The 4,349-nt window shown below is 59.2% G+C and carries 6 protein-coding genes; 3 read left to right on the top strand and 3 right to left on the bottom strand.

Annotation, left to right across the window (positions count from 1 at the left end; translation table 11 throughout):
- Positions 1-29 precede the first annotated feature (29 nt).
- Positions 30-200, bottom strand: coding sequence for a hypothetical protein (locus WCA53_RS11490; protein ID WP_423909485.1), 171 nt, complete (start codon positions 198-200; stop codon positions 30-32).
- Between the two features lie 92 nt (positions 201-292).
- On the opposite strand from WCA53_RS11490, the gene WCA53_RS11485 reads away from it, so the two are divergent.
- Both WCA53_RS11485 and WCA53_RS11480 read left to right on the top strand, forming a co-directional pair.
- Positions 293-775, top strand: coding sequence for a TonB family protein (locus WCA53_RS11485; RefSeq protein WP_423909481.1), 483 nt, complete (start codon positions 293-295; stop codon positions 773-775).
- 273 nt (positions 776-1,048) lie between these two features.
- On the top strand, positions 1,049-2,362 hold the full coding sequence (locus WCA53_RS11480) for an MFS transporter (protein ID WP_423909476.1): 1,314 nt from the start codon (positions 1,049-1,051) through the stop codon (positions 2,360-2,362).
- Positions 2,363-2,414: 52 nt separating this feature from the next.
- Here the strand turns inward: WCA53_RS11480 and WCA53_RS11475 are convergent, their stop codons facing one another.
- Positions 2,415-3,551: an OpgC domain-containing protein gene (locus WCA53_RS11475; RefSeq protein ID WP_423909473.1), complete on the bottom strand. Its 1,137-nt coding sequence runs from the start codon at positions 3,549-3,551 to the stop codon at positions 2,415-2,417.
- Positions 3,552-3,766: 215 nt separating this feature from the next.
- Here WCA53_RS11475 and WCA53_RS11470 point away from each other — a divergent pair, with 215 nt between their 5' ends.
- Complete coding sequence (locus tag WCA53_RS11470) at positions 3,767-3,946, top strand: hypothetical protein (protein WP_423909470.1); 180 nt, start codon at positions 3,767-3,769, stop codon at positions 3,944-3,946.
- Positions 3,947-4,145: 199 nt separating this feature from the next.
- Here WCA53_RS11470 and WCA53_RS11465 read toward each other — a convergent pair.
- Positions 4,146-4,349, bottom strand: a 204-nt coding sequence (locus WCA53_RS11465; RefSeq protein WP_423909468.1) for a hypothetical protein, incomplete at its 5' end; no start/stop codon positions are given.

Genomic DNA, 4,349 nt, shown 5'->3' with positions numbered 1-4,349 from the left:
GGTTTTTTATTCGAAGCAGACGCCGCAGATCAACCCACTTCCGGCTCGCCCTCTCCGGGTTTCTTTCCCGGCTTGTCATTGGGCCCTTGCTTGCGGGCATCGTCGGGACGATCGGGCATTTTGCTCGCCTCGTTGTCGCTATGTTGCGGGGTCTTCGGGGGTTCCAGGTCGGATTTCTCACTATTCATGGCGCTACTCATGGTTTTCTCCTCATGCATCACGGCGCAGTTGACAGGACAATAAGAGCAGCAAAAGCCGGACCTGTCATCGACCGATAGCTGAGTCACCGACCATGACCATCAATCCACGCATCGCCCTTGCAGCAATAACGATAACTATAGTGGCCGCCATCGCCGCCTGCACGATTACGCCGCCCCCGAGCGCTATCGAAACGAAACGCCCGCCGGCCGCAATCGCGAGTCCGACGCTCGATCAGTACAAGGTACGCGTCGCGCAGCATATTTTCGAGCGCAATCCATCGCTGATCATAAAAGGTGCGCCGCAAGCGATGCTGCGTTCGCTCGTCGTGGTGAGTTTTACCGTGGATCGCGACGGCCGCGTGATCGCTTCGTCGGTGTATCGGACCAACGGTGACGATGAAGCCGAAGCCACCGCGCTGGCGTCGCTGCGCCGCTCGTCCCCGCTTCCGCCGCCGCCTGCGCGGCTTCTGGACGGCAAAGGCCGCGTGGAACTGTTCGAAGACTGGCTTTTCAACAACAACGGCCAGTTTCAGCTACGCAGTGTCCACACGCCGCAGGCGACTGAGATCGAGTGAACAACCGCCGCTTGCAGCGCGCCGTGCACGCTCGTTATAATTTTTTGATATCCCCCGCTGGCTTTGCCGGCAAAGCCGTCCCCCTCGCCTATCCGGCGCGCGGGAGACGCGCCAGTTGATTTGAATCGCAACGTCGCATTCGACGCCAAGTCCGTCAAAAGCCGCACGCTCGACCTAACCGCGCCAGGCGTGTCAATCGGCAACCGCAGCACATTCATACAAAATCGTCCAGGAACGCGCCAGAGCGCGATCAAAAGGACCAACGGAGACCCCATGTCATCAGCATCTCCCCGCACGGTTTCCGCCACTCAAACCGGCGACGCGACCGTGAGCCGCTCGCGCGTGATTTTCGCGAGCTTCATCGGCACGGCAATCGAGTTCTACGATTTCTACGTCTACGCGACGGCCGCCGCACTCGTCATCGGCCCGGTCTTTTTCCCGCACGGATCGCCAGCGGCACAGGCGTTGTCGGCTTTCGTCACCTTCGGCATCGCGTTCGTCGCACGCCCAATCGGTTCTTTTATCTTCGGCCATTTCGGCGACCGCATCGGCCGCAAATCCACCTTGGTTGCGTCGCTGCTCGTGATGGGTGTGTCCACCACACTGATCGGCTTCGTCCCCGGCTATGCGTCCATCGGCAGCCTTGCACCGATCCTGCTGTGCATCCTGCGGTTCGGGCAAGGCATCGGGCTTGGCGGCGAATGGGGCGGCGCGGCGCTGCTCGCGACCGAATATGCGCCCGAGGGCAAGCGCGGCTGGTTCGGCATGTTTCCCCAACTTGGGCCGTCGATTGGCTTCCTGGCATCGAATGGACTTTTCTTCGGCCTCGCCCTCTCCCTCACCGACGATCAATTCCGCAGTTGGGGCTGGCGTGTGCCGTTCATCGTGAGTTCGGTGTTGGTGGCGCTCGGCCTCTACGTACGCCTGAAGATTGCGGAAACGCCGGCGTTTCGTGCGGCTGTCGACAAACGCGAGCGCGTCCGTGTACCGCTCGCGACATTATTCGGCAAATATCTCGCGCCTACTTGCCTCGGCGCGATCGCGATGATCGTCTGCTACACACTGTTCTACATTTCAACGGTCTTTTCGCTCTCATACGGCGTTTCGACGCTGCATTTCACGCGTGAGAAATTTCTCGGCCTGCTGTGTTTCGCGGTGATCTTCATGGCCATCGCGACGCCGATTTCCGCCGCCGCCAGCGATAAATTCGGCCGCAAGCCGGTGCTGATCGTCGGCTGCGTCCTCGCCATCCTGTCGGGCTTCACCATGGCGCCCCTGCTCGGCAGCGGCAACACCTACGCGGTCGCTCTATTCCTCACCATCGAGCTGTTTCTCATGGGCGTCACTTTTGCTCCGATGGGCGCGCTCCTGCCCGAATTGTTCCCGACCAGTGTGCGTTACACCGGCGCGGGCGTGGCGTATAGCATGGGCGGCATCCTGGGGGCGTCGGTTGCACCCTACATAGCACAATTGCTCGCGAATCGCGGCGGACTGACGTGGGTTGGCGCTTACGTGTCGGCGGCGGCGGCCGTCAGTCTCATCGGCGTCTTGTGCATGCGTGAAACGAAGGGGGTCCGGCTTTCGTGACGTCGCGTGCGCTTTCCCATCGGGGAAAGCGCACCGGTTTCATTCCCCGGTTTCATGGATCATGCCGGTTGACGACACGCGCAGGTACTGGCCCCGTTTGTCGAATACGCGCTTGCTGGCGCGCCTGCTTGTGACCCCGCCAGTACCCCGCGAGCGCTAGCAGCGTGCCGATCGCGAGGGTATCGCCCGCCAGTCCTGCAAGCCACTGATAGTCGCCAAACGACACCATGCGCAATGCAGTGTCGATGACGAGCGACATGCACGCGCCTGCGATAAAACACACGAGCCCCTGCTGACCAATGTTGACCACGCTCGGCAGGCGTTGCGCCAGCGCCTTGATCCAGCCACGATGCACAGCCTGCGCAACCAGCCACGCGATCACCGAAAAACTCACGATCCGGATGGTCGCCAGATTCTGCTTCATATATCCCGGCGGCGATTGCGTTTCGATAAACAACTTCGCGAACGCAAACGTCAGGAATACGGCAATGGCGGCGCGTGTCAACCAGCGCGCAGTTCGTGAATCGTGGAATGCATCGCTGATCGGCTGCACGCGCGACAACATGCCGAGCACGAACATGAGTTGCCACGCGAATGGGTTGAACGACCAGCCCTCGGCATACGCGGAGGGCAATGCTTGCGCGAGCCGCGACGCGAACAGCCACGTCCCAAGGCTGCCAAACAGGACGACAACCGGCTTGCGCTGGGCCAGCGGTACGACAAAAGGTACCCCCAGCGCGAAAAGTGCGTACATCGGCAGGACGGACGAGAGATAGGGCTGATTGCGCAATGTTGCGATATCGAGTGAAAGGCCGAGCGGCCGTGCGAGGAACGTCGGCCATTCGGTGAGTTGCAACATGGGCGTGTCAATGCGCAGCCACATCAGCATCGCGCCGCCTAGCAGCGTCATGACGGCGAGAAAGAGGTATGCCCGGTAAATCTCCCAACTGCGCTTCAAGAAGCGCCGCCGTGCAGGCCAGGCGCCGCGGTTCGATTCCAGCGATGTATAAGCCGCCGCCGACGCGTAACCGCCGAGGAAGACGAATACCTCTGCAGAGTCGCAGAACGCGTAACTATGAATAGTAAATTTGGACAGCACGCTTCCCGAAATGTGATCGACCGCAATCACCAGCAACACGAGCCCCCGAAAAAAATCGACTTCAAGCGAACGGCGATTCGGGGAATCCATGTTTGCGGCTCCGTCATTTCAGTGTGTGCTGCCTGAAACTTGCGCATTCGGGTTAATCCCGACGGCGCTTTGAAAATTCGCGTCAGATCATTCGATAAGACTGCGAGTCAGGCATCGCTGAAATCCATGCAACTTGCGTACGGGCACGCGATACCTATACTCGTTTGAAGCTATTCAACCCGCACAAAAGGTTCAACGCCCGGGAGGCTAGCGCCATGCCTATCCATCTGCACAGTGGCCATGTCATTGCGATGCTCGCTATCGCTCTCTTCACGGCGGTCATGCTGGCTGTCCGTTTCCAAACAACGACGTGGCGCGGCATTTTCTTCGAGGCACTAATCGCAAACATTGGTGCCGCAGCCGCGGTCATCGCGTTCGAAGTGATGACAAGCTGAATATCGACGGGCCTTCTTTTCCTCACGCAACTACATTACTCGTTAAAACTTTCAAATACATGAGCGCCGAGGCAAACGTTTGCTATGATAAAGAGAATGTTTCGAAACTTGATATTTGCTTTCTAATAGATTACCAATTCTCTCCGCTCTCGCCACCCCGACGAGAGTGTTTTTGAGGCGCGGGCTTCCGGCTCGCGCCTCACTTTTCTTCTGAAGCCAGAATAAAGCCGGGTGTTTGATGCCACGTCTTGAACACTCCGATTATTGGGGCACTCGTTTTAATCGGCATTGTTTCCGACTGCCGCGTTTGCGCCTCCCGCCTGTGCGTTGCGCGCATCAATCCCTTCGCCACAGCGCTTTCGACACGCACCTGGCTTGTAGCACCGTTAGGGGATTTTTTGGG

The organism is Caballeronia sp. (genome assembly GCF_049581465.1).
Lineage (GTDB): Bacteria > Pseudomonadota > Gammaproteobacteria > Burkholderiales > Burkholderiaceae > Caballeronia.
The sequence above is the reverse complement of the archived record's forward strand: the minus strand, read 5'-3'. Positions and strand labels throughout refer to the sequence as shown.